This window comes from Paracidovorax avenae ATCC 19860 (assembly GCF_000176855.2).
GTDB lineage: Bacteria > Pseudomonadota > Gammaproteobacteria > Burkholderiales > Burkholderiaceae_C > Paracidovorax > Paracidovorax avenae.
Genome location: NC_015138.1, coordinates 4136559 through 4158977, shown reverse-complemented (window position 1 = coordinate 4158977; position 22419 = coordinate 4136559). Strand labels below are relative to the sequence as shown.

Annotated in this window: 5 protein-coding genes; all 5 read left to right on the top strand. The window is 73.9% G+C overall.

Annotation, left to right across the window (positions count from 1 at the left end):
* The first annotated feature begins 54 nt into the window (after positions 1-54).
* Genes ACAV_RS18095 through ACAV_RS18075 form a run of 5 tightly spaced genes read left to right on the top strand, consistent with a single transcriptional unit; the run spans position 55 to position 22405 of the window.
* Entirely contained in the window at positions 55-1047 is a 993-nt protein-coding gene (locus ACAV_RS18095) for a TauD/TfdA family dioxygenase (protein WP_013596030.1), read from the top strand.
* A complete protein-coding gene (locus tag ACAV_RS18090; protein ID WP_013596029.1) occupies positions 1044-6401 on the top strand; it encodes a non-ribosomal peptide synthetase in 5358 nt (1785 codons plus the stop codon). The genes ACAV_RS18095 and ACAV_RS18090 overlap by 4 nt, the downstream gene beginning before the upstream one ends.
* Complete coding sequence (locus ACAV_RS18085; protein ID WP_013596028.1) at positions 6398-10987, top strand: type I polyketide synthase; 4590 nt, start codon at positions 6398-6400, stop codon at positions 10985-10987. The genes ACAV_RS18090 and ACAV_RS18085 overlap by 4 nt, the downstream gene beginning before the upstream one ends.
* Before the next feature lies 1 nt (position 10988).
* Positions 10989-14372, top strand: coding sequence for a non-ribosomal peptide synthetase (locus ACAV_RS18080; protein WP_013596027.1), 3384 nt, complete (start codon positions 10989-10991; stop codon positions 14370-14372).
* Complete coding sequence (locus ACAV_RS18075; RefSeq protein WP_013596026.1) at positions 14369-22405, top strand: non-ribosomal peptide synthetase; 8037 nt, start codon at positions 14369-14371, stop codon at positions 22403-22405. Before ACAV_RS18080 ends, ACAV_RS18075 begins: the two co-directional genes overlap by 4 nt.
* Positions 22406-22419 lie beyond the last annotated feature (14 nt).

Sequence of the window (22419 nt, the reverse complement as noted above, 5' to 3'; positions counted from 1 at the left end):
GCTGCCTCCGGCGCCGCGGGCTGGCAGCGCCTTTGCGCGCACGAGGAGTTCCACATGAATGAAATGCCGATGCAATTCAGGCGCCAGGCGCCCGAAGGGTCCGAACTGCCGCTGCTGATCACGCCGAACCGGCCCGGGGAAGGGCTGCTCGATGCCTTCGGCCGCCTGCGTCCGCGCATCGAGGAGGCGCTGCCGGCCGTGGGCGGGGTGCTGCTGCGCGGGTTCGACGTGCCGGCCGTGGAGACCTTCCAGCAGTTCGCGGCGGCCTTCGGCGATCCGCTGCTGAAGTACGAGTTCGCCTCGACGCCGCGCTCGGCCGTGGAGGCCTCCACCGGGGCGGGGGTCTATACCTCCACGGAGTATCCCGCGCACCAGACCATTCCCCTGCACAACGAGCAGGCCTACACCCGCGAGTGGCCCATGCGCATCTGGTTCCACTGCGTGACGGCGGCGCCGGAGGGGGGCGAGACGCCGATCGCGGACAGCCGGGCCATTTACCGCCGCATGCCCGAGCGCATCCGCCGCCTCTTCGAGCCCGGCGTGCTGTACGTGCGCAATTTCGGCGAGATGGACGTGCCCTGGCAGAAGGTGTTCAACACGGACCGCCGCGACGCGGTGGAGGCGTTCTGCGCGAAGGCGGGCATCGCCTGGGAGTGGAAGGGCGACGGCGGGCTGCGCACGCGGCAGCTGTGCCAGGGCATCGAGGTCCACCCCGTCACGGGCGAGACCGTGTGGTTCAACCAGGCCCACCTGTTCCACATCTCCGCGCGCGACGCGGAAGAGCGCGAGGTGCTGGAGGAGGTGCTGGGCATCGACAACGTGCCACGCAATACTTTCTTCGCCGATGGCTCGCCCATGCCCGATGCGCTGATGGACGAGGTGCGCGCCGTGCTGGACGCCGAGACCGTGTCCTTCCCCTGGGAGAAGGGCGACGTGGTGATGCTGGACAACATGCTGGCGGCCCATGCGCGCGCACCTTTCAAGGGGCCGCGCAAGGTGGTGGTGGCCATGGCGCGGCCCCACGGCAACCTGGGAGCGGGCGCATGAACGCGAAGGATCTTGCACTGTCCGCCGCCCTGGGCGCGGAGGCGGCGGCGCCGCGCAATTTCGTCGAGCGGCTGCGCACGCTGGCCGATGAGCGGCCGGACGCTGTCTGGCTGACGGTGGTGGACGAGCCGCAGGGCGGCCGGCGCGAAGTGGCGCTGACCTACGCGGAGTTCGCGCGCCGCGTGCACGCCCTGGCCGCGCGGCTGCAACAGCGGTTCGCCCCGGGCGAGCGCGCGCTGGTGCTGCAGGACAACGACGAGCACTATGCCGCCAGCATGCTGGCGTGCTTTCACAGCGGCATCGTCGCGGTGCCGGTGTTTCCGCCGGAATCGCAGCGGCCCCAGCACCTGGCGCGGCTGCAGGGCATCGCGCGGGACTGCGGCGCGGCCTGCGTGCTGACCACGACGGAGTGGGAGGCGATGGTGCGCGCCGGCTTCCCCGGCCTGGAGGTGATCGCGGGCGATGCGGTGGACCTGGCGCTCGCCGGCACCTGGCGCACGCACGAACCGGCGGACGACGACCTGGCTTTCCTGCAGTACACGTCCGGCTCCACGGGGCATCCCAAGGGCGTGATGGTGACACACGGCAACCTGATGGCCAACGAGCGCGCCATCCAGGAAGGCATGGCAACGGGGCCCGAGGACTGCTTCGTCTCGTGGGCGCCGCTGTTCCACGACATGGGCCTGATCGGGGGACTGCTGCAGCCGCTCTATTGCGGGGCATCCCTGGTGCTGGTATCGCCGCGCTATTTCCTGGAGCGGCCCGCGCGCTGGCTGGAGCTGGTGTCGCGCTACCGCGGCACGGTCAGCGGCGGGCCCGACTTCTCGTACCGCCTCTGCCTGGAGCGCATCAGCGACGCGCAGGCGCAGGGGCTGGACCTGTCGCACTGGCGCGTGGCCTACAGCGGGGCGGAGCCCGTGCGGGCCGACACCATGGCGGCCTTCGCCGAACGCTTCGCGGCCCAGGGTTTCCGCGCAGGCGCGGTGCATGCCTGCTACGGCCTGGCCGAGGCGACGCTGTACGTGACCGGTGTGCGCCCCGGGCAGGGCCTGTGGGCGCGGGGCTTTTCCGCGCAGGCGCTGGCCGTGGGCGCGGCGGAACCGGACGATGCGGGCACGGGGCCGCTGCTGGTGGGCTGCGGTGGCCCGGCGAGCGGGCATGCCGTGCAGATCATGGACGTGGCATCGCTCGCCCCCGCCGACGCGGGCTGCGTGGGGGAGGTCTGGGCGAGCGGGCCCAGCGTGGCGGCGGGCTACTGGGGCCAGCCGGAGGCGACGGCCGCCACCTTCGTGGAGCATGGCGGCCGGCGCTGGCTGCGCACGGGCGACCTGGGCTTCCTGCATGAGGGGCAATTGGTCGTGACCGGGCGCACCAAGGACCTGATCATCCTGCGCGGCCACAACGTCTATCCACAGGACGTGGAGCGGGCCATCGAAGCCGAGGTGGAGGCGGTGCGCAAGGGCCGCGTGGCCGTGTTCCCGGTGCAGGGGGCGCAGGCCGAAGGCATCGGCGCGGCGGTGGAGGTGTCGCGCGGCATGCAGAAGCTCGTGCCGCCGCAGGCGCTGGTGGAGGCCCTGAGCGCGGCCGTGAGCGAGGCGGTGGGCGAGCCGCTGTCGGTCGTGCTGCTGCTGCAGCCCGGCACGCTGCCCAAGACCACCAGCGGCAAGTTGCAGCGCAGCGCCTGCCGCGCGGCCTGGGTGGAGCGCAGCGCCGATGCCTACGCCATCCACGAGTGGGGGCGCTTCGTGCGCGGCGGGCCGCAGGAGGCCGCCGCGTCCGGCGGCGGCGCCCTGGATGCGCTCGAATCCGAGGTGGCGGGCATCTGGCAGGACGTGCTGCGCGCCGCGGCGCCGCAGGCGCTGGACCGCAACTCGCATTTCTTTGTGCTGGGCGGCAATTCGCTCGCGGCCACCCAGGCGGCGGCGCGCATTGCGCAACGCTTCGGCGTGGCGTTCGCGCCGCGCGTGCTGTTCGACCATCCGCGGCTCGGTGCTTGCGTGGAGGCCCTGCGCGCGGCCATGGCCGTGGCGCCCGCGGGCAGCGCCGGCGCCGGTGCGGTCGCGAGCGCCGTGGAGCCGCTGCCCCCGGCCCTGCGCGGCGGGAACCGTCCGCTGTCGCATGCCCAGGCGCGCCAGTGGTTCCTCTGGAAGCTGGCGCCCGCGGAGGCCGCCTACCACGTGGGCGCGGCGCTGTGGATCGAAGGGGAGTTCGATGCCGCTGCGGCCCAGGCCGCGCTGGAGGACGTGGCGCGGCGGCAGGCGTCGCTGCGCACCGTGTTCGGCGAAGGCCCGGATGGCGTGCCGTTCCAGCGCGTGGAGGAGATGCCGGCCATCGCGCTCGAGGTGGCGGACCTGGGCCGCACCGCCTGCTCGGAGCGCGACGATGCCGTGCGCGAGCGGCTGGACGCACTGCAGTCCCGGCCCTTCGACCTGCTGCAGGGCCCGCCGTGGCGGGTGGCGCTGCTGCGCCTGGATGCGCGCACGCACGTGCTCGCCGTGGTGATGCACCACATCCTCTCGGACGGCGCATCGATGCAGCTCTGGGCCGCCGAGTGGCTGGAGGCCTATGGCGCGCGCCGCCAGGGCCTGGCCGCGCGGGGCATGCCGCAGCTGCAGTACATCGATTACGCGGCCTGGACCGCCGGCCGGCTGGAAGCCGGCGAGGGCGAGCGGCAGTGGGCCTGGTGGCGGGAGCGGCTGGCCGATTGGCACGCGACGCCCTGCGAGGTACGTCCGGACCATCCGCGCCCGCCGCGCGCGTCCTACACCGCACGCCGCCATGCCTTCGAGGTGCCGGCGGCGGTGGTGCAGGGCCTGCGCGCGCTGCAGGCGCGCGAGGGCGCGACCTCCTTCATTGTGCTGCTGGCGGCCTTGCAGGTGCTGCTGTCCCGGTACACGGGCCAGCCGCGCGTGCGCGTCGGCGCGGCGGTGGCGCAGCGGGGCGTGCCCGGCGTGGACGGGCTGATCGGCCTTTTCGTGAACACCCTGGTGCTGCCGGGCGCGGTGGGGCCCCAGGCCACGCTGCTCGGCGTGCTGCGCGACGCGCGGGAGATGGTGCTTGGGGCCCAGGCCCACCAGGAGCTGCCTTTCGACCGGCTGGTGGAGGCCCTGCGGCCGGAGCGCAGCGCGGGCGCGAGCCCGCTGTTCCAGGTCATGCTCAACCACCTGGCGGAAGACGATCGGCTGTTGCAGGCGGTGCCGGGGCTCGCCGTGCGGGCCGAGCCGCTGCAGGGGCCGCAGGCGCAGTTCGAACTGGTGCTGGAGGCGCGCGAGCGCGGCACCGGGGCGCTGTCGCTCACCTGGGTGTATGCGGGCGAGCTGTTCGAGCCTGCCACCATCGAGCGGCTGTCCGGCCATTTCCTGGCCCTGATGCAGGCGATGGCCGAGGGCCCGGAGCAGCCGGCGGGCGCGGTGGAGTGGCTTGCGCCCGCCGAGCGCGCGCAGCTGGACGCATGGAGCCGCAACGGCCACCGCGAGAGCCCGCCCGTGCCCGTCTTCCGGCAGCTGGAGGCGCATGCCGAGCGCCAGCCGCAGGCCACGGCGCTGCTGTTCGGCGATGAGGCCATCGGCTACGGGGCGTTGAACGCGCGGGCCAACCGCCTCGCGCACCACCTGCTGCGCGAGGGGTTGCGGCCGCAGTCGCTGGTGGGCATCTGCATGCAGCGCTCGACCGAAATGATCGTGGGCATGCTGGCGGCGATGAAGGCGGGATGCGCCTACCTGCCGCTGGACCCCGAGCTGCCGGCCGGGCGGCTGGGCGACATGCTGGAGCACAGCGGCGCAGCCTGGGTGCTGTCGCATGCGGCGACGGCCGGGCAGGTGCCCGCGCTGCCGGGCGTGCGGGTGATCGGCGTGGAAGGACTGCAGAACGCAGTGCCCGGCGATGCGGAGAACCCCGGCATCGCGGTGCATGGCGAGCAACTCGCCTATGTCATCTACACCTCGGGTTCCACGGGGCGGCCCAAGGGCGTGGCCGTGCGCCATGCGGCGCTGCACACCTGCATGGCCTGGATGCAGGGCACCTACGGGCTGACCGCGTCGGACACGGTGCTGCACAAGGCGCCCTTCGGTTTCGACGTGTCGTGCTGGGAAATCTTCTGGCCGCTCACGGCCGGCGCCCGCCTGCTGGTGGCGCCGCCGGGGGCGCACCGCGATCCGGAGCACATCGTGCAGTTGATCGAGCGCCACCAGGTCACCACGCTGAACTTCGTGCCGTCCATGCTGCGGGCCTTCCTGGACCATCCGGGCATCGAGCACCGCACCCGCTTGCGGCATGTGATCTGCGGGGGCGAGGCGATGCCCGAGACCCTGCAGCGCGAGGCCCTGCGGCGCCTGCCGGGTGCCACGCTGCAGAACCTCTATGGGCCCACGGAAACGACGATCCATGTCACCCGCTGGACCTGCCGCGACGAGGCCGGGCCCGTGCCCATCGGGCGGCCCATCAGCGAAACGCAGGCCTGGGTGCTCGATGCGCAGCTGCAGCCGGTGCCCCAGGGCGTGGCCGGCGAGCTTTACATCGGCGGGGCCCTGCTGGCGCGCGGCTACCTGGGCCAGCCGGGGCTGACTGCCGAGCGCTTCGTGGCCGATCCGCAAGGGGCGGGCGGGCGCCTGTACCGCACCGGGGACTGGGTGCGCTGGAATGCCGAAGGGCAGATCGAATACCTGGGGCGCATCGACCACCAGGTGAAGCTGCGCGGCCTGCGGATCGAGCTGGGCGAGATCGAGTCGGCGCTGCGCGCGCAGGCCGGCGTGAAGGACGCGGTGGCCGTGGTGCGCGGCGCAGCGGGTGCCGAGTCGCTCGTAGCCTACGTGGCGGGCGAGGGAGACGCCGTGGCGCTGCGCGCGGCGCTGGCGCAGCGGCTGCCCGGCTACATGGTGCCGCGCGCCATCGTGGTGCTGGATGCGCTGCCGCTCAATGCCAATGGCAAGGTGGACCGGGCCGCGCTGCCCGATCCCGAGCCTGCAGCGGGCACCGGCAACGGCGAGCCCGCAGCCCCGCAGGGCAGCACGGCGCACCGGCTGGCGGCGCTGTGGAGCGAGCTGCTGGGCGTGCCGTCGGTGGGCCTGCAGGACAACTTCTTCGACCTGGGCGGCCACTCGCTGCTGCTGGTGCGTGCCCACCGCCGGCTGGAGGACGAGTGGGGTTGCCGGCTCGCGCTGGTGGACCTGTTCCAGCACCCCACGGTGGAATCGCTCGCGCGCCGCATCGACCAGGCCACGGGTGAGAGCGAAGGCGAGGGCGGCCCGGCGCATTCCGGCGCTTCCGCCGCGCCACACCTTGCCGACGACCGCGCGCGCCGGCAGCGGGCTGCGCTGCTGCAGCGCCGCGCCCATCTCCAAGGAGCCCGGGAATGAATGCACCCATCGACTCTCCCATGATCTCTTCGCAGGCACCGAGCGGGCTGGAGATCGCGATCGTCGGCATGGCGGGGCGGTTTCCCGGCGCACCGGATGTCGAGACCTTCTGGCAGCGCATCCGCGACGGCCTGGATTCCGTCAGGACCTATTCGGATGCGGAGCTCGAGGCCCTGGGCGTGCCCGAGGCGCTGCGCCGCGATCCCGACTATGTGAAGGCGGGCGTGCCGCTCGACGGGTTCGACCGTTTCGACGCGGAGTTCTTCGGTTTCACGCCGCGCGAGGCCGAGCAGCTCGATCCGCAGCAGCGGCTGTTCCTGGAAAGCGCCTGGGCCTGCCTGGAGCATGCCGGCTGCGATCCGGCGCGCTGGGACGGCAAGGTGGGCGTGTACGGCGGCGAAGGGCCGGGCGTGTACCTCATGCGCCACCTGCTGCCCGCGGCCGGGCTGGACGCGGGTTCCGGCATCGCCGACGTGCTCGGCCTGATGGGTGCCAACGCGCCCAGCTCGCTCTGCGCCCGCGTGGCCTACAAGCTGGACCTGCGCGGCCCGGCCGTGAGCGTGCAGACGGCCTGCTCCACCTCGCTGGTGGCCGTGCACATGGCCTGCCAGTCGCTGCTGGGCCACGAATGCGACATGGCGCTGGCAGGCGGCGTGTGGCTGAACCTGCTGCAGCAGGGTGGCTACCGCTACCAGGCCGGCGCGATCCTGTCGCCCGACGGGCATTGCCGCGCGTTCGATGCCGATGCCGGGGGCACGGTGATCGGCAGCGGCGTGGGCGTGGTCGCGCTCAAGCGGCTGGAGGATGCGCTGCGCGACGGCGACACGGTGCATGCGGTCATCAAGGGCAGCGCGGCCAACAACGACGGCGCGGCCAAGGTCGGCTTCACCGCGCCCGGCGTGGACGGGCAGGCCGAGGTGATCCGCGCGGCGCAGCTCGTCGCGGGCGTTTCGGCGGACACCATCGGCTATGTGGAGGCGCACGGCACGGGCACGGTACTGGGCGATCCCATCGAAATGGCCGCGCTCACGCAGGCATTCCGCGCGGACACGGATCGGCGCGGCTTCTGCGCGGTCGGCTCCGTGAAGACCAACATCGGCCACCTGGACGCGGCGGCGGGCGTGGCGGGGCTCATCAAGGCCGCCATGGCCCTGAAGCACGCGCAGTTGCCGCCGAGCCTGCACTGCCGGCAGCCGAACCCGCGCATCGATTTCGCATCCAGCCCCTTCTACGTCAACACCGAGGCTGCCCCGTGGCCCCGCGGTGCCTTCCCGCGCCGCGCGGGCGTGAGTTCGTTCGGCATCGGCGGCACGAACGTGCACGTGGTGCTGGAAGAGGCGCCGCCGCCGCTGCCGCGCGCGGTCCGCGCCGTGGACGATCAGGCAGGGCGGGGCAGGGAGGACGCAGGAGGCGTTCCGGAGCCGGAATGGGAGGTGCTCCCGCTGTCGGCGCGCACCGAGGCCGCGCTGCACGCATCCCGCGCGCAGATGGCCACCCACCTGCGCGGTGCGGCTCCCGAGGCGCTGGCGGACATCGCGCACACCCTGCAATGCGGCCGCCGGGCCTGGGCCTGGCGGACGGCCGTGGCGGCGCACGAACCCGGCCTGGCGGCGCAGCGGCTGGAGGCCCCGCTGCCCGCGGCCCGGCGCGTGCCGGCTGCCGCGCCGGAGGTGGTGTTCCTGTTTCCCGGTTCCGGCGCGCAGCACATTGACATGGCACACGGGCTCGACCGGCGCAGTGCGGTGTTCCGGCAGGCGCTGGACGCATGCGCCGCCGTCCTGCTTCAGGAGACCGGGATGGACCTGCGGGCGCTGATCCAGCCCGCGCCCGGCCAGGAAGCCGAGGCTGCCGAACGGCTCGCGCGTGTCGAGTGGATGCAGCCCGCACTGTTCGCGGTGGAATACGCGATCGCACAGTGGTGGATGTCGTGCGGCGTGCGGCCCGCGCTGATGCTGGGCCACAGCCTGGGCGAGTATGTCGCGGCCTGCCTGGCCGGCGTCTTCACGCCGGAGGATGCGATGCGCATCGTGATCTGGCGCAGCCGGCTCATGGCCGGCCTGCCCGCAGGCGCGATGACGGCGGTGCCCTTGCCGGAGGCGGAGATCGCCCCGCTGCTGTCCCTCGGCTGCGACCTGGCCGCCGTGAACGGCGATGGGCTCTGCGTGCTGTCCGGCCCGGCCGCCGCGATCGATGCGGCGGAAGAGGCGCTGCGCGCGCAGGGCCATGCGCCCCGCCGGCTGCACGTGGCCGTGGCCATGCACTCGCGCATGGTCGAGCCCATCGTGGCGGAACTGGAGCGGCGCATCGCCGCGGTGCCGCGCCATGCGCCGCGCATTCCTTTCCTCTCCAATGTCACCGGCCGGCCGATCACGGCCGAAGAGGCCATGAGCCCGGCCTACTGGGGAAGGCACCTGCGGGGCACCGTGCGTTTCCACGAGGGGCTGGACGCGGTGTTCGCGCGGCCGGGGCGCGTGGTGCTGGAGGCGGGGCCCGGCGAGTCCATGGCAGGGCTCGCGCGGCGGCATGCGCAGGCGGCAACGGCTGCCGGCATCTGGGCCAGCCTGGCCCATCCGCAGCAGCGGGACCGCGACGCGCAGCAACTGGCCCAGGCCCTGGCCGGCCTGTGGACGGCGGGCGTGGAGATCGACTGGCCCGCCACGCGCGGCGGCGCCCGGCGCCGGAACGTGCCGCTGCCCACCTATCCGTTCCAGCGCCAGCGCTTCTGGGTGGAAGCCGGTGCGCCAAGGCCGCAGGACGATGCATCCGCGGCGCAGCCGCAGGGGCTCTATTACCTGCCCGCCTGGCAGCGCAGCGGCGCGGTGCCGCCGGCCGCAGGGCCCGGCCCGGGCGATACGGTGTTGCTGCTGGGCGGCGCGGGGCTGCCGCTCGCGGAGCGCCTGGCACGGCGCCTGGCGGAGCGCGGAGCGCGCGTGGTAAAGGTGGCAGCGGCCGAAGGCTTCAGGGACGACGGCGGTGGCGGCTTCGCGCTGCGGCCGGAGGAGCGCGCCGACCATGCCGCGCTCTGGCGCGCGCTCGGGCCGGTGACGCATGCCTTCCACTGCTGGGGGCTGGAGGAGGACTGGGAGCAGGGCTACTTCAGCCTCCTGGCACTGGTGCAAGGCCGCGAGGACGCGGGCCGGGACGGGCCGCTGTCGCTCACCATCGTGATCGACCGGGCCGAGGAAGTGGCCGGGAACGAGCCGCTGGAGCCCGGCCGAGCCACGGTCGCTGCCCTGGCGCGCGTCCTGGGCCAGGAAATGCCGCGTATCGCCTGCCGCGTGGTGGATGTGCTGGTGCCGAACGCCGGCAGCGCCGCCGAGGCGCAACTGGCCGAAGCACTGGCAGGCGAGCCGGCGCGCCCGGTCGACGAGTTCTGCGTGGCCTGGCGCGGCGCGCAGCGCTGGGTGAAGACCTATGAGCCGGTTCCTGCGCCCGCGGCCTGCGCGCAGCGCCTGCGGCAGGGCAGCGTGGTGCTGGTCACGGGCGGGCTGGGCAGCGTCGGCCTCGCGCTGGCGCGGCACCTGGGTCGGCGCCATGGCGCGCGGCTGGTGCTGCTGGGGCGCACGCCGCTGCCGCCGCGCGGGGAATGGGAGGGCCTGCTTGCGCAGGCGGACCTGCCCGCCGCCCAGCGCCGCAGGCTCGTGCAGCTGCAGGCGATGGAGGCGGACGGCACCGAATGGATGGCCGTGGCGGCCGACGTCACCGACGCGGCGCAGTGGCGCGGCGCGCTGCAGGCCGTGCATGCGCGCTTCGGCGGCGTGAATGGCGTGGTGCATGCCGTGATGGAGCCGGGCGGCGGCATGCTGGCCACCCGCACGAGGGCGGAGGTGGAGGCCGCCTTCGCCGCGAAGATGCAGGGCACGTTGGTCATGGTGGACGCCCTGCGCGGCGAGCCGGTGGATTTCGTGCTGCTGTGCTCGTCCGTCGCCAGCTGGGTCGGGGGCCTGGGCCGCAGCGACTACGCGGCCGCCAATGCCTGGCTCGATGCCTTCGCCACCGCCAGCCGGCGCGACAGCCCGTGGCCGGTGTTTTCGGTCAACTGGGATGCCTGGCGCGATGTGGGAGTAGGTGCCGACATGGACGTGCCCGAAGGGCTGGGCCTGGACGAGCGCACGGGCATGGAGGTGTTCGACCGGGTGGTGAACGGGCCGCTGCAGCCGCAGACGCTGGTGTCGGTCACGCCGCTCGCGCAGCGCCTGCGCCCGCTGGACGGGCTCGTCGATGCGCTGGAGGCCGCGCCGCCGCCGGCGCCTTCCGGGGGCACCGCGCACCCCCGCCCGGTGCTGTCCACGCCCTACCGCGCGCCGGAGGGCGAGCTGGAGGACAACCTCGCGGCGCTGTGGACCGAGGCCCTGGGCATCGATGGCATCGGCGCCGACGACAACCTCTTCGAGCTGGGCGGCGACTCCCTGCTGGCGATCCGCCTGCTGGCCCGCGTACGCAAGGCCTATGCGGTGGATATCCACCCCGCGGCCTTCTTCAAGGCCCCGCGCATCGCCGACCTGGCGCAGCTCGTGGAGCTGCGGCTGATCGAGGACATCGAGCGCGGCGCCGCAACTTCTTCCGTTTCCCTGCAGGCCGATTGACATGAGCGACAGTCCCCTTCTTTCCGAGCGCCGCGCGCGCCTTTCTCCCGAACAGCAGGCGCTGCTGCGCCAGCGGCTGGGCGGCCGGCCCTCCGCCTCCGGCGGGGCGGAGCCGGGCCATGCGCCCGCCCTGGACGTGCTGCCGCGCAGCGGCCTGCCAGAGGGGGCCGAGGCGCCCCTGTCCTGGGCCCAGCAGGGCCAGTGGTTCCTCTGGCGCATGGACCCCGGCAATACGGCCTACCACGTGGGCGGCGGGCTGGATTTCGAAGGCCCGCTGGATGCCGCCGCCCTGCATGCGGCGCTGCAGGCCCTGGTGCGGCGCCACGCGGGCCTGCGCACGGTCTTCGGTGAAGGCGACGACGGCACGCCCTGGCAGCGCGTGGAGCCCGCGCGGGAAGTCCCGCTGCCCTGCACCGACGTTTCAGGGTGGGCGCTGGCCGATCGCGATGCCCGGCTGGAGGCGCTGGCGCGCGAGGTGTGCGCGGAGCCGTTCGACCTGCGCCGGGGCCCGCTGCTGCGCTGCGCGCTCGCGCGGCTGGGCCCGCGGGAGCACCGGCTGCTGTTCATGATGCACCACATCGCCTCCGATGCCTGGACGGTGGAGCGCATCCTCGACGAATGGGCGCGGGGCTATGCGGATGCGCTGGAAGGCCGTGCGCCATTCGATGCGCCCCCGGCGCTGCGCTACGTCGATTTCGCGGTCTGGCAGCGGCAGTGGCTGCAGGGGCCGGAGGCCGCACGGCACCGGGATTACTGGACACGGCAGCTCGCTGAAGAAGCGCCCGTGCTGCAGATCGGCCGGGGCGCTGTGGCCCCGGCGCTGCAATCGCCTCCGGCACCGGAAACCGTGGCCGCGCAGCATCTGCTGGCCGTGCCCGCCCCGCTGGCGCAGGCACTGCGCCAGCGTGCCCGCGCGCACGGCACCACGCTGTTCTGCGTGCTGCTGGCGGCCTTCCATGCGGTGCTGTTCCGCCATGCCGGGCATGCCGTGCAGCGCGTGGGCGTGCCCGTGGCGGGACGCAACCGGCCGGAGACCGCCGACATGGCCGGCGTCTTCATCAACACGGTGGTGATGCAGGCGCGGCCCGCGCCGCAGATGCCGCTCTCGGCCCTGCTGGCGCAGGTGCATGCGACCGCGCTGGAAGCCCGTGAGCACGAGGACCTGCCGTTCGAGCATGTCGCGCAGGTGCTGCGGCCCGAGCGCACACAGGAAGGTGGCGGACTGTTCCAGTGCATGTTCAACCACCTGGGCGAGGGCGGCCGGCCCCTGGCGGGCTGGCCGGGGCTGGCCGTGCGCCGCGTCGATCCCGGGCTGCGCGCGGCGCCGTTCGGGCTCACGCTGGAGACCATGGAAAACCCCGGGGGCGGGCTGCTCGCCGCTTTCCGCTACGACGCGGCGAAGTTCACACCGCAGGAAATGGCGGAAATCGCCGGCCATTACGAACGCATGCTGGATGCGCTGGCCCATGACCCCGGGCGCCCCGTCGGCGAAGTCGCCATGCTAGGCGATGCCGAGCGCGCGCGCCTGCAGGCATGCTCGGCAGGCGGGGACGCCGTGGCGATGGACCTGCCCGTGCACCGGATGTTCGAGCGCCAGGCGGCGCTGACGCCCGATGCGCCCGCCCTGGTGTCCGGCGACCGCGAATGGACATATGCGCAGCTCGACGCACGCACCAGCCGCCTCGCACGGCGGCTGCGCGCTGGCGGCGTGGGCCCGGAGACGCTGGTGGGCGTGGCGCTCGCGCGTGGCTCGGACATGGTGGAGGCGCTGCTCGCTGTGCTGAAGGCCGGCGGTGCCTACGTGCCGCTCGACCCCGAACTGCCGGCGGATCGCATCGCCTACATGCTCGGCGACTGCGCACCGGCGCTGGTGCTGACCGACGCCGCCCACCGCGCCTGCCTGCCGTCGGAGATGGCGCAGCCCGTGGTCCTTCTGCCCCTGGAGGATGCACAGCCGGGCGATGGTGCGGAAGCCGCGTGCCCGCCCGCGGCACTGCATCCCGAGCACCTGGCCTACGTGATCTATACCTCGGGTTCCACCGGCCGGCCCAAGGGCGCGGCCAACCGCCACGGCGCGCTGTCGAACCGGATCGCGTGGATGCAGCAGGCCTACGGCCTGGGCCCGGGCGACACGGTGCTGCAGAAGACGCCCTTCGGCTTCGACGTGTCGGTATGGGAATTCTTCTGGCCGCTCGCCGTGGGCGCACGCCTGGCGGTGGCGCCCCCCGGCGCGCACCGCGAGCCCGCGCAACTGCAGGCGCTCATCCAGCGGCATGCGGTGACGACGCTGCACTTCGTGCCCTCCATGCTGCAGGCCCTGCTGGCGCAACTGGATGCAGAGGCCTGCGCCAGCGTGCGGCGCATCGTGTGCAGCGGCGAGGCGCTGCCGGCGGAGGTGCGTCGCCAGGTGCTGGAGCGCCTGCCCGGCGCGGCGCTCTACAACCTCTACGGCCCGACGGAGGCCGCCATCGACGTCACGCACTGGACCTGCCATGCGCAGGAGCGCGGCCCCGTGCCGATCGGCCGGCCCATCGCCGGGCAGCGAACCTACGTGCTCGATGCCGCGCTGCAGCCCGTGCCGCCGGGCGCGGCGGGCGAGCTGTTCCTGGGCGGCGCCGGGCTCGCGCGTGGATACGCTTCCCGGCCGGGTCTCACGGCGGAACGCTTCGTGGCCGATCCGTTCGAAGCGGGTGCGCGGCTCTACCGCACGGGTGATCTCGTGCGCTGGCGCGAGGATGGCGCCCTGGAATACCTGGGTCGGCTGGACCACCAGGTGAAGATCCGCGGCCAGCGCATCGAGCTGGGCGAGATCGAGGCGCGCCTCCTGGCCTCGCCCGGCGTGCGCGAGGCCGTGGCGGTGGCCGCATCCACGCCTGCGGGCACGGCGCTGGTGGCTTACTGCAGTCCGCACGCGGGCGCCACCCTGGACGGCGAGGCGCTGCGCGCGCGGCTTGCCGCAGAGCTGCCCGAGGCCATGGTGCCCTCGCAGATCGCGGTGCTGCCGGAGCTGCCGCTGAACGCCAACGGCAAGGTGGACCGCAAGGCGCTGCCCTCGGTGCAGCCCGCTTCCACTGCGGGCTACACCGCCCCGCAGGGGGAGGTGGAGGAGGCGCTGGCGCGCATGTGGTGCGAACTGCTGGCGCTGCCGCGCGCCGGCCGCACCGACCACTTCTTCGCCCAGGGCGGCCATTCGCTGATGGCCATGCAGCTCGTCGCGCGCGTGCGCTCGGGCTTGCAGGCCGAGATTTCGGTGCGGGACGTCTTCCTGCACCCCGTGCTGGCGGACTTGGCGCGGTGCGTGGAAACCGCGCGCCCGCAACGTCCCGTGGCGGACGCGCTGTCGCGCCTCGATGCTTTCCTCGACGATATGGAGATGGCCGGATGAGCGATATGGATGCATTTTCCCCCCAGGTCCGGATGGCCCGGCGCTTCATGCGGCTGACCGATGCGCAGCGCCGCGCCGCCTACGCGAAGATGCGCGAAGAGGGGCTCACGATGGGCCAGTTCCCCATCCTGCCGCGCGAGGCGCAGGACGGCGAGGCCGACGCCGCCCAGGCCCCGCTGTCGTACGCGCAGATGCGCCAGTGGTTCCTGTGGCAGATGGAGCCGCAGGGCTCGGCCTACCACATCACCGGGGCATTCGTGCTGCGGGGCGCCCTCGACGTGCCCGCGCTGGAGGCCGCCTGGCGCGACGTGATCGCACGGCATGCCGCGTTGCGCACCGTCTTCCGCGCCGATGCCGAAGGGCATCCCCACCAGCAGGTGCTGCCGTCCGTGGAGTTCGGCGTGCACCGGATCGACCTGTCGGACCTGCCCGAGCCCGAGCGGTGCGCCCGCGCCGAGGCCGCCGCCCGCGCCTGCTGCGAGACGCCCTTCGACCTGGGCGAGGGCCCGCTGCTGCGGGTCTGGCTGCTGCGCACGGGCGTGGAGGAGCACCGGCTCGTGGTCGCCATGCACCACATCGTCTCGGACGGCTGGTCGCTGCGCGTGCTGGTCGAATCCTTTGCCGGGCGCTACCGCGCCCGCCATGCCGGCGAGGGCGCCGATGCGGCATCCGTGCCCGCGCTGCAGTACACCGACTATGCCCTCTGGCAGCGCCAGTGGATGGAGGCCGGTGAAAAAGAGCGCCAGCTCGCGTACTGGCGCGCCCGCCTGGGCGGCGAGCAGCCCGTGCTGCAGCTACCCGCGGAGCACCCGCGCCGCGCCGATGGCCGCTACCGGGCGGCCATGCATGCCTGGGACCTGCCCGCGGACCGCGTGCGGGCACTGCGCTCGGCGGCGCAGGCGCGCGGCATCACCCCGTTCATGGCGCTGCTCGCGGCGTTCCAGGCGGCCCTGTACCGCTGGAGCGGGCAGCAGGACGTGCGCGTGGGCGTGCCGGTGGCCAACCGCGGCCGCGTGGAGACGGAAGGGCTGGTCGGCCTGTTCGTGAACACCCAGGTGCTGCGCCTGCAGGTCGATGGCCGCATGCCGCTCTCCGCCACGCTGGACGCGGTGCGCGACGCCTCCCTGGAAGCCCAGGCCCACCAGGACCTGCCCTTCGACCAACTGGTCGAGGCGCTGCAGCCCGGCCGCAGCCTGGCCGCGCCGCCGCTGTTCCAGGTGATGTTCAACTACCAGCAGCACGACCACCGCGCGCTCGCCGGCCTGCCGGGCCTCGCGCTCGAGCGCTGGGACATCCCGGGCCAGACCGCCCAGTTCGAACTCATCCTGGGCGCGGTGGAGGACGGGCAGGGCGGCCTGCGCCTGGAGTTCCATTACGCCCGCGAACTGTTCGAAGCCGGCACGGTGCGCCGCATGGCGGGCCACTACGAAGCCGTGCTCGCGGCCGTGCTGCAGGTGCTGGAAGGTACGGGCGATCCGTGCGTGGGCGACGTGCCCCTGCTGGCCGGTGGCGAGGTGCGCCAGTTGCGCGAATGGGGCGATTGCCCGCGCGCACAGCCCCATGCCGAGCCCGTGCACCGCCTGTTCGAGCGCATGGCGCGGCGGCAGCCCGATGCGGTGGCCGTGGAGGCCGGGGACATGGCCTGGAGCTACCGCGCGCTGGACCGCCGGGCCAACCATCTCGCGCACCACCTCACGCACCACCTCGCTGCGCTGGGCGCCGGGCCGGAGCGGCGCATCGGTGTCGCCCTGTCGCGCTCGCCCGAGCTGGTGGCCGCCCTGCTGGCCGTCCTCAAAGCGGGCGCGGCCTTCGTGCCGCTGGACCCGGCCTATCCGGCCGAGCGCCTGGCCCACATGGCGCGCGACAGCGGCATGGCGCTGCTGCTCACCGAACGCGCCCTGGCGGGGCGCATCCCGCTGCCGCCCGGCGTGGCCTGCATCGCCTGCGACGGCGAACCCGGCGCATGCGATACGGGGCCGGACGTGACGGTGGTGCCCCACCAGCTGGCCTATGTGATCTACACCTCCGGCTCCACCGGACTGCCCAAGGGCGTGCTGGTGGAGCATGGCCCCTTCGCGGCCCACTGCGTGGACACCGCCGCCTGCTACGAAATGGGGCCGGGCACGCGCGAACTGCATTTCCTCTCGTTCGCCTTCGACGGCGCGCACGAGCGGCTGTTCACCGGGCTCACCTGCGGCGCCGCGGTGGTGCTGCGCGACGACACCCTCTGGACCGCCGAAGAGACCCTGGAGGCCCTGCGTACGCGCGGCATCACGCATGCGGGCTTTCCGCCGGCCTACCTGGGGCAGCTGGCCGACTGGGCCGGGCGGGCAGGGGGCGATGCGCCCGCGCTGGAGCTGATCTCCTTCGGCGGCGAGGCGATGCCGCGCGAAGGCTTCGACGCCGTGCGCCGCCACCTGCGGCCGCGCCTGCTCATCAACGGCTACGGGCCCACCGAGGCCGTGGTCACGCCCATGCTCTGGAAGGTGGATGCGCTCGCCTGCTTCCCCCAGGCCTATGCGCCCATCGGCCAGCCGATGCCGGGCCGCACCGCCCATGTGCTGGATGCCGACCTGCAGCCCGTGCCGCGCCACGTGCCCGGCGAGCTGTACCTGGGTGGCTCGGGCCTGGCGCGCGGCTATGGCGGGCGGCCGGGCCTCACGGCGGAGCGCTTCGTGGCCGACCCCTTCGGCAGCGGCGGGCGCCTCTACCGCACCGGCGACCGGGTGCGCTGGCGCGAGGACGGCCAGCTCGAATACCTGGGCCGCACCGACCACCAGGTGAAGGTGCGGGGCTTCCGCATCGAGCCGGGCGAGATCGAGGCCGCGCTGCGGGCCGCACCGGGCGTGGGCGAGACCGTGGTCGTGGCGCGCGAGACGGCGCAGGGCACGCGGCTGGTCGCCTATGTCGCCCCGGTGCCGGCCTCCGTGCCCGCGACACGGGCCGCGCTGGACGAAGGCGCCCTGCGCGCGCACCTGGAGCGCAGCCTGCCGGACTACATGGTGCCGTCGGCCATCGTCGTGCTCGATCGCCTGCCCACGGGCCCCGGCGGCAAGGTGGACCGCAAGGCGCTGCCCGAACCGCCCGAAGCCTCTGCCGCCCAGGCGGGCGGGGCGCCGCGCGGCGAAGCCGAACAGGCCGTCGGCCGCGTCTGGTGCGAGGTGCTGGGCCGCGCCGGAGTGGGCCGCGACGACAACTTCTTCGAACTGGGCGGCGATTCCATCCTCAGCCTGCAGATCGTGGCCCGGCTGCGGCTGGCCGGCTGGCGTGCCACGCCGCGCCAGCTGTTCGAGCGGCAGACCATCGCCCAGCTCGCGGCCGTCATCGAGCGCCTGCCTTCCGGCGAGGCCCGGCCTGCCGGCCCGGCGCGCGGCGAGGTGCCGTTGCTGCCGTTCCAGCGCGACTTCTTCGCCATGCCGATGCCGGCCCGCCACCACTGGAACCAGGCCGTGCTGCTGCGCAGCCCCGCCCCGTTGCAGGCGCAGGCCCTGCGCGGCGCGCTGCGCGCGGTGGCGGAGCGGCACGATGCGCTGCGCCTGCGCTTCACGCGGCAGGAGGGGGCGCCCGGTGCGGCTGGGGAAGCGGTCTGGACGCAGCGCTACGAGGACACCGCCACGGCCCTGTCCGGATGGGACGATGTGCTGTGGATGCGCGCGGCGGACGGCCCCGCCCAGCTCAGCGCACTGTGCGAGCAGGCGCAGTGCAGCCTCGACCTGGAGCACGGCCCGCTGCTGCGCGCCGTCGCCGTCGCCCTGCCGGGCGGGGACGCGCGGCTGCTGCTCGTCATGCACCATCTCATCGTCGATGGGGTGTCCTGGCGCATCCTGCTGGACGACCTGCAGCAGGCGTACGCCCGCTGCCTCGCGGGCGCGCCGGCCGCGCTGCCGCCGGCCTCCAGCGGGCTCGGCGAATGGGCCGCCGTGCTGCAGCGCTACGGGCAGGACCACGCCGACGAACTGGCGCACTGGGCCGCCCTGGCCGGCTGCCCGGCGGAGCTGCCCTGCGCGCGGCCCGAAGGCCCGCGCACCGCGGCCCAGCAGCAGTCGGTCTCCATCCGCCTGGACCGGTGCGCCACCGAGGCCTTCCTCGCGCAGGCGCCCGCGGCCTACCGCACCCAGGCCAACGACCTGCTGCTCACCGCCCTCGCGCGTGCGCTGTGCCGCTGGAGCGGCCACGACCGCGTGCTGGTGGACATCGAAGGCCACGGCCGCGAGGACCTCGACCCCGCGGTGGACCTGTCGCGCACCGTGGGCTGGTTCACCTCGCTCTACCCCGTGGCGCTGGACGCGCGGGGGCCGCTGGGCGACGCCGTGCGGCGCGTTAAGGAGACGTTGCGTGCCGTGCCCCGGCACGGCGTGGGCCATGGCGCGCTGCGCCACTTCGGCACCCCGGAGCAGCGCGAAGCCCTGCAGGCGCTGCCGCGCGCGCAGGTGGTATTCAACTACCTCGGCCAGTTCGACGCCCGGCCGCAGGACAGCGCAGGTGGATGGACGCTGGCGCCCGAGCCGGCGGGCCCCTTCGTGGATGCCGGCGCCCCGCTCACGCACGAGTTCACCGTCAACGGCCGCGTGCTCGCGGGCGAGCTGTCGATGGATGTGCTGTTCAGCGGCGCGCGCCACGATGCCGCCGCGGTGCGCGGCTGGATGGCGGATTTCGAGCGCGAGCTGCGGGCGCTGATCGATCACTGCGCGCAGGTGCCGCAGGGTGCCACGCCTTCCGACTTCCCGCTCGCGGGACTGGACCAGGCGGGCCTGGACGCGCTCGGGCTGGACTGGGCGCAGGTGGAAGACCTGTATCCCCTCTCTCCCCTGCAGGCGGGCCTCGTCTTCCAGACCCTGCTGGACCCGGATGCGGCCGCCTACCGCAACCAGCTGCGCATCGACTTCCGACACCTGGACGCGGACCGGCTGCGCGCGGCCTGGGAAGCGGCCTTCGAGCGCCACGCGGTGCTGCGCAGCGGCGTGCTGGCCGAGGGCGCCCGGCCCCTGCAGTGGGTGGCCCGGGCCGGCAGGCTGCCGTGGCGCGAGATCGACGCGCGCGGCGATATCGATGCACGCGGTGGGATCGGTGCACGCGATGCACGCGCCCGCCTGGACACGATCGCGCAGGAGGAGCTGGCGGCCGGCTTCCCCGGCATGCAGCCGCCGCTCATCCGTTTCGCGCTGGTGCGCACCGGCGAGCACGGCCACCACTTCATCTGGACCATGCACCACGTGCTGCTGGACGGCTGGAGCACCTCGCAGCTCATGGCCGAAGTGCTGCGCCACTATGCCGGCGAGCCCGATGCCGCGCCGGCCGGCCGCTACGGCGACTACATCCGCTGGCTCCAGCTCCGCGACGCCGAGGCGGACCGCACCTGGTGGACCGGGGCGCTGGGCGGCGTCGAAGAGCCGACGCTCCTGGCCCGGTGCCTGCAGCGCGGCGCGCCTGCCGAACCCTCCGAGCGGGGCGAGGGCACCGCAGGGCTGGAAGCCGGTGAGGTACGGAAGTCCTTCACGCAGGAGGAAACCGCGCGCCTGCAGGCCTTCGCGCGGCGCGAGCGCATCACCCTCAACACGCTGGTGCAGGCGGCCTGGGCCCTGGTGCTGCAGCGCCATGCCGGGCAGGAGACGGTGGTGTTCGGCACCACCGTGGCGGGCCGCCCGGCAGAGCTGCCGGGCGCCGAGCGCGCGGTGGGCCTGTTCATCAACACGCTGCCCATGGCCTGCACCCCGCGTTCCGGCGCGGCCGTGGGCGACTGGCTGCGGGAACTGCAGGCGCAAGGCCTGCGCATGCGCGAACACGAGCACACGCCGCTCTACGACATCCAGCGGTGGATGGGCACGGACGCTGCGGGGCTCTTCGATACGCTGCTGGTGTTCGAGAACTACCCCGTCGATGGCGCCCTGCACGCACTGCCCGCGGGGCTGGAGGCCGAAGTGGCCGCCCAGCGCGAGGAAACGCACTACCCGGTCACGCTGCTGGCGCTGCTCGAGCCGGTGCTGACGCTGCAGCTGCGGCACGACCCCGGGCGCATCGGTGCCGCCGCGGCCGGCATGCTGGCGGACCAGCTGGTGCGCGGGCTGCGCACGCTCGCGGAGGATGCCGGCCGCGCGCTGGGCTCGCTGGACGTGCTGGCCCCGGCGGACGCCCGCCAGGCCCCGGCCCCCGTGGCAGTGGACGGCAACGACACGATCCACCTTTTGTTCGAGCGCCAGGCCCGCCTGCGCCCCGACGCCGTCGCGTTGCGCTTCGAGGACGATGCGCTGACCTATGGCGAGCTCGACCGCCGCGCCAACCGGCTGGCGCACCGGCTGCGCGCCGAGGGCGCCGGGCCGGAGGCCCGCGTCGGCGTCGCGCTCGGCCGGGGGCTCGACCTGGTGGTAGCGCTGCTGGCCGTGCTCAAGTCCGGCGCGGCCTATGTCCCGCTGGACCCCGACTATCCCCCGGAGCGGATCGCCTACATGGCGGCCGACAGCGGCATGGCCTGCGTGGTCACGCAGGACGGCCTGTGGGACGCCTCGCCGCTGCCCGCGGGCCTGGCCGTCGTCGATCCGCAATGCGATGCCGGCGCCTGGCCCGACACACCGCCGGCTGTGGCGGTGCATCCGGACCACCTCGCCTACGTGATCTACACCTCGGGTTCCACCGGGCGACCCAAGGGCGCGCAGTTGTGCCATCGCCAGGTGGTGCGGCTGCTGCGCGGCACCGACGGCTGGTTCCGGTTCGGTCCGGAAGACGTCTGGACGCTGTTCCATTCCTGCGCGTTCGATTTTTCCGTGTGGGAGCTCTTCGGCGCGCTGTGCACGGGCGGGCAACTGGTCATCGTCCCGTACTGGGTGAGCCGCTCCCCGCAGGACTTCCTGGCGCTGTTGCGCACGCGGCGCGTGACCGTGCTCAACCAGACGCCGTCCGCCTTCGGGCAACTGGTGGGCCTGCCCGCCACCTACGAGCCGCCGCCGGCCGGCATGCCGGAGCTGTCGCTGCGCGTGGTCATCTTCGGCGGCGAAGCCCTCGACCCGCAGCGCCTGCGGCCCTGGATCGCGCATTTCGGCGATGCGCGGCCCGAGCTGGTCAACATGTACGGCATCACCGAGACCACGGTGCACGTTACCTGGCGCCGCATCACCCGGGCCGACCTGCAGCCGCAGCGCAGCCCGGTCGGCATGGCGATTCCCGACCTCGGCCTGTGCGTGCTCGATGCGGACCTGCGGCCCGTGCCGCCCGGGGTGCCGGGCGAGCTGTTCGTCAGCGGCGCGGGCCTGGCGCGCGGCTACCTGCGCCAGCCCGCGCTGACCGCGCAGCGCTTCGTCGCGCACCCCTCGCCGGGCATGCCCGGGGAACGCCTCTACCGCACCGGCGACCGCGTGCGCTGGGGCGAGGATGGCGAACTGGAATACCTGGGCCGGGTGGACCACCAGGTGAAGGTGCGGGGCTTTCGCATCGAATTGGGCGAGATCGAGACCCGGCTCCTGGCCCAGCCGGAAGTGCGCGAGGCGGTGGTGGTGGCGGAGCAGGGGCCGGGGGGGGCGCGCCTGGTCGCCCACGTGAGCGCCCAGCCCGGCCTCGCGATCGACGTCGCCCTGCTGCGCGAGCGCCTCGGGGAGTCCCTGCCGGATTACATGGTGCCGGCCGCGGTGCTGGTGTCGGACGGGCTGCCGCTCACGCCCAACGGCAAGGTGGACCGCCGGGCGCTGCCGTCGGCGGCCCAGGCCCTGCCTGGGGCCGGCGCGCCCGGCGAGCCGCCGCGCGAGGGCGTGGAGGCGGCCCTGGCCGCGCTGTGGCGCGAGGTACTGCAGGTCGATGCCATCAACCGGCACGACCACTTCTTCGAGCGGGGCGGGCACTCGCTGCTGGCGGTGCAGCTCGTCGCCGCCATCCAGCGCTCCTGGGGGCGCACCGTGGCGCTGCGCACGGTGTTCGAGGTGCCGGTGCTCGCCGACCTCGCCGCGCGCCTCGCGGCCGACGGCCTGGTACCGCAGGCGGGTGGCGCCGCCGTGGCCGACGACCCGGCCCGGCGCATCGACGCCCTGCTCGGGGAACTGGAACTCTGAATCACGAACGGGAA

Bases quoted from the DNA above. Each gene is read 5' to 3' on its own strand.
- ACAV_RS18095 (WP_013596030.1), top strand. From the start codon at position 55: ATGAATGAAATGCCGATGCAATTCAGGCGCCAGGCGCCCGAAGGGTCC.
- ACAV_RS18090 (WP_013596029.1), top strand. From the start codon at position 1,044: ATGAACGCGAAGGATCTTGCACTGTCCGCCGCCCTGGGCGCGGAGGCG.
- ACAV_RS18085 (WP_013596028.1), top strand. From the start codon at position 6,398: ATGAATGCACCCATCGACTCTCCCATGATCTCTTCGCAGGCACCGAGC.
- ACAV_RS18080 (WP_013596027.1), top strand. From the start codon at position 10,989: ATGAGCGACAGTCCCCTTCTTTCCGAGCGCCGCGCGCGCCTTTCTCCC.
- ACAV_RS18075 (WP_013596026.1), top strand. From the start codon at position 14,369: ATGAGCGATATGGATGCATTTTCCCCCCAGGTCCGGATGGCCCGGCGC.